Here is a 4,214-nt window from a genome sequence, read left to right as displayed (position 1 = left end):
TGAATTTCCTTGTCAGACATAGTGATCAACATCTCTAATTTATATCCAGTCCATGATGGTAAAAACCATCATAAACTAGACATTTTTATTGGTGAGAATATAGACACTTTAAATGGTTTCTAACATTTTTATTGCGTATAACAACCATTATGTTAAATCAGCAGTCAGAGCTTGGATCTTCCAGCTGTAAATAAGTCTCGAATTTCCCTCTAATACTGTCAGGTAAAGCTAAGTCGTCTATATTTTTTTGACTTGCCAGCATGTATGTTTTTAGAGCATCAAAGGCCTTTTGATCATCTAATAACATATGGATAAATTTACTTCGATTGATTCCCATATCTTCACAAAAAACATCCAATTTCATGAGATCTGGCTCAGGTAACTTAAATGACATTGCGAGAGTTTTTACAGACTTTGCATCTAGCTCTGTAGCATGAAGGAGACCTAGTTCTTCAAAATAATTACTCATTAGCTTGCCCCTTCTTTTGTTGATTCAGTATTTCATCTGCTAAATCCGTAGCTCGGTCTATGAAGCCCATTTTTGCCAGCATGAAGATATGGAAATACTCATTTCCTGAATCTTTGAGTTTATTTTTTATCTTAATTAAATGGTCCTGTACTGCATCAATATCAGTATTTTCTTGATTTAAATCACCAATCTGATAAAGGCCTTTCAGATATGAAAGATAAGCTGATTCTATATAAGAGCTAACTATTTCTTGAAGAACTTTACTCTTGCTTTTGCCTATAGCATTTGCAACTGATTCAAGAATCATATTCTGATCTTCGGAAAGTTTAATTGACAGCCCTTTCATTGCATTAGGCTCAAGATTGATACGAGTATTCAAACCTAGTTCGACAAAAGCACTCAGCCCATCGATAGACATTTCCCTTTTAGCTCGATGTCTATAGGCCAACTCTTCTAAATCTAATTTTTCAACCATTTGTTTTATCTATCAGTTTTTGAAATTGAATAAATTATAGCACATTAAATATAAGTGTAGATACAAATGTAAATACTTTTTGTAATTAAAAAAATTACAAAAAGTATTTACAAGTTTTTGTGTGTGCTATAGGATGAAAAACATACAGGCAATAGGCAGAAATAAAATGATTAAAACGAACCATTTCATGAAGAGAACTTCTCAACGAGGAATTACCAAAGCAATGGTTAACTATGCTTTAGAGCATGGTGAAATCGATGGAGATAAGGTGATCGTGAATAGAAAATTGATCCTTCGTCATCGAGAAGAAATGCTACGTGAATTAGCTGTGATGGCTAAGCTCTTGGATAAAGGCGGAATCGTTGTTGTTAGTGAATATGAGTCTTTAATTACTGCCTACGACTTTGATAGTCGTAAAAACAAATATTCTTAAGGAATAGTGTCATGAACAAGAAATATGAAAATGAAGACAAAATCTATGTATGGCGTTCTGATGATGCTTTGAATAGATATCAGAAAGAAGAATCCTCTGATATTCCATACGATGATGATGAGCCATACGAAAATCAAACAGAACCTAATAATCCCCCTCCCAGAAAACCACTCACACAATCATTAACAGGGGCTAACAGAGGATTTATATCTAATCATTCTGGATCGGATTATGAAGGTTCTGAAAACTATGAACATGATGATAATGGAGATCTTATGAACTACTCAGGTGTATACGATAGTGTAATTAATGACCTTAGTGAGCATGAGGGTTATCAGGAAGGCTATGATTATTGAGTTTTGCTACAATTAACATAATACACCTTATACGAATCTAAAAATGGGAGCCTTTAGCTCCCATTTTTACTATATTTTTTAAAGTTTTAGGCGTGTTGTACAGTGAGTTTTAAGCCTAACGCATTTACTACACGATTAATCGTATCAAAACGTGGTGCTGAATCATGACGTAGGGCTTTGTAGAGTGCCTCTCGCCCAATCCCTGCTTCTTTAGCAATTTGAGTCATGCCACGAGCTTTAGCAATAACACCAAGTGCATGGGCTAATTCAGCTGGATCATTATCTTCAAGAACCATATTGAGATACATCACAATGTCTTCTTCAGTTTTGAGTGACTCAGCCATATCAAAACTTGGTAAATCAGCGACTTTAACCATTTTAATCCTCCAATGTTTTCGATAATTTGACTGCACGATCGATGTCTTGTTGTTGAGTCGATTTATCTCCTCCACCAAGCATTACAATCACTACGTCACCATGCTGGATGTAATACATTCTCCATCCAGCACCGAAGAACTCTCTCATTTCCCAAACGCCATCTTGGAGAGGCTTAATGTCTCCCCAATTTCCACGTTGAACCTTATCTAATCTACGATTCAGACGAATACGGGTCATATTGTCTTTAATGCCATCTAACCATTCATCAAATTCTGGCAGACGTTTAATTTCAATCATGAGAATTCCTTATCTTCTCACTATATTGTATTCGATCGAATACAATATGCAAGTAGTCTATACGGACATCCATTATGTTATTCACCAATTAAAATGTCTATGTGATAAACCATTTAAAATGTCCTGTTTTTAACCACAAGAGTCAAGCACAGGATTTAACTTTCTTTGTTCAATAACAGCTTTCTGAGCTTTACGACTCGGCATACTTTTCTTGAGACGGGAACGTTTATTCTGTTTTTCCAACTCTTCATGCTGTTGCTGAATATGTGCCAGAACTGTACCTAACCGTTTATTCTCAACGATCTCATTCTGCTGTAGCCCAGCTAATTTATTGAAAATGCTGTAGTTGAGCTTTCGTCCCTCGTGCATGAGGGCCACAGTCCCATCCGGGTACTCCAGAAATGAAATATATTGCCCAACAAGCTTATGATTCAGCTCTATCGGTTCAAGCAGATAAATACATTTGTCATAGGTCAGGGTCAGATTCTTGGTGACCTTACGCGGTTCCTGCCAGGTAAAAATATCATCCAGTTCAAGATGAGATTCGGTTAATGGCCGATGTAAATTCTTTGAGTTTCGCGCACACTTGGCAAACTTCTGATTGAAATGCTCAATAAAGCAGGGCAGCCAGGCATTTGCCTCGGCAATTGAACAGATACCTTCTAGGCGCATTTCCTTGATCAGGCGATCCTGGAGTGTTCTATTGGCACGTTCCACACGGCCTTTAGCCTGGGGTGAGTTGGCGAAGATAATATCAATATTTAACTCATTCAGAATCCGCCCAAATTGCGTGATCTGGCTATCTTGGCTCGATTTCTGATTCACTCGGAATACCGAGTGTTTATCGCTATAAAACGCTAAAGGCTTGCCGTATTGCTCAATGTAGGCTCGGGTTGAAAGCATATAATCAAAGGTCGTTTCAGCCTCACAAAAGCGCAGATGCAACAGCTTTCCAGTGGCGTCATCGATATAAACCAGCAAGCAGCATTTGGAAGCTCGGCCTTCAAACCAGTCATGATATGAGCCATCGATCTGGATCAGCTCACCGAAGCAATCACGGTTATATCTAGGCTGATACGGACGTTTCAGACGCTTGGATCGAGGAATCCACAGGTCATTTGCAGTCATCCAGCGACGAACCGTTTCTACAGGGATATGCAGACCAAACATGCTGCTGAGCTTCTCATGCGCCAAGGTGGGTCCAAAGCCCAGCAAATGTTCAGCAATAATGGAAAGGCACTTTGATTTTAACAAGTCATCATGGCGACGATGGCCAGGTTGACCACGACTGGCATGTGCCATACCTGAGACACCATCTTGATTGAGTTTCTGCAATAACCGGGTAATTTGACGGGTGGAAAGATTCAGGATTTCAGCAGCACGGACCTGGGTAATACGATGATCTCTAACGTCTTGCAGAACTGCAAGACGTTGAATTTCTTTATCAGACATAGTGATCAGCATCTATATTTATATCCAGTCCATGATGGTGAAAACCATCATAAACTAGACATTTTTATTGGTGAGAATATAGACACTTTAAATGGGTTCTAACACATTAATTTCGTATAACAGCCATTATGTTAAATGGGGGGAGCCTCTAAAAATTATTGTCAAATTATGAATAAATATTTTTTATAACCTGATAAAAATCTAATGTTTAATTTATGATATTAATAATTAGGGTCTGTTGACACTTACTGTTCATAATTAACCCTATAACGGTAGCCATAAAAATATACAGGCTAAGGCAACAGAACTTTGATAATTTCTTTTGAGCTTGTCATATCGAGTAGCTATTCCTCT

Annotated in this window: 7 protein-coding genes and 1 pseudogene; 2 read left to right on the top strand and 6 right to left on the bottom strand. The window is 37.8% G+C overall.

Features of this window, described 5'->3' with window-relative positions; all coding sequences use genetic code 11:
* Window positions 1-157: 157 nt before the first annotated feature.
* Both FTU72_RS15930 and FTU72_RS15925 read right to left on the bottom strand, forming a co-directional pair.
* Window positions 158-469 (bottom strand): hypothetical protein, encoded by a 312-nt coding sequence (locus tag FTU72_RS15930; protein WP_004282111.1) that lies wholly within the window; start codon window positions 467-469, stop codon window positions 158-160.
* Window positions 462-944, bottom strand: a complete 483-nt coding sequence (locus FTU72_RS15925; protein ID WP_166138373.1) for a hypothetical protein — start codon at window positions 942-944, stop codon at window positions 462-464. The genes FTU72_RS15930 and FTU72_RS15925 overlap by 8 nt, the downstream gene beginning before the upstream one ends.
* Window positions 945-1,077: 133 nt before the next feature.
* Here FTU72_RS15925 and FTU72_RS15920 point away from each other — a divergent pair, with 133 nt between their 5' ends.
* Window positions 1,078-1,377, top strand: coding sequence for a DUF4258 domain-containing protein (locus FTU72_RS15920; RefSeq protein ID WP_227607580.1), 300 nt, complete (start codon window positions 1,078-1,080; stop codon window positions 1,375-1,377).
* 11 nt (window positions 1,378-1,388) lie between these two features.
* Window positions 1,389-1,733, top strand: a complete 345-nt coding sequence (locus FTU72_RS15915) for a hypothetical protein (protein ID WP_004282115.1) — start codon at window positions 1,389-1,391, stop codon at window positions 1,731-1,733.
* An 86-nt stretch (window positions 1,734-1,819) separates the two neighbouring features.
* Here the strand turns inward: FTU72_RS15915 and FTU72_RS15910 are convergent, their stop codons facing one another.
* From FTU72_RS15910 to FTU72_RS15895, 4 genes and pseudogenes are all read right to left on the bottom strand, one after another.
* Window positions 1,820-2,110 carry an addiction module antidote protein gene (locus tag FTU72_RS15910; protein ID WP_060875721.1) on the bottom strand — a complete coding sequence of 97 codons (291 nt, stop codon included), beginning with the start codon at window positions 2,108-2,110 and terminating at the stop codon, window positions 1,820-1,822.
* Window position 2,111: 1 nt separating this feature from the next.
* On the bottom strand, window positions 2,112-2,408 hold the full coding sequence (locus tag FTU72_RS15905; RefSeq protein WP_005175534.1) for a type II toxin-antitoxin system RelE/ParE family toxin: 297 nt from the start codon (window positions 2,406-2,408) through the stop codon (window positions 2,112-2,114).
* Window positions 2,409-2,537: 129 nt separating this feature from the next.
* Complete coding sequence (locus FTU72_RS15900) at window positions 2,538-3,872, bottom strand: ISNCY-like element ISAba32 family transposase (RefSeq protein ID WP_004668300.1); 1,335 nt, start codon at window positions 3,870-3,872, stop codon at window positions 2,538-2,540.
* A gap of 252 nt (window positions 3,873-4,124) precedes the next feature.
* Window positions 4,125-4,214: pseudogene (locus FTU72_RS15895) on the bottom strand (IS5/IS1182 family transposase); the annotation flags it as partial.

Origin of the sequence: Acinetobacter sp. YH12137 (assembly GCF_013418535.1) — a bacterium.
GTDB lineage: Bacteria > Pseudomonadota > Gammaproteobacteria > Pseudomonadales > Moraxellaceae > Acinetobacter.
This window is presented reverse-complemented; position numbering and strand designations above follow the sequence as displayed.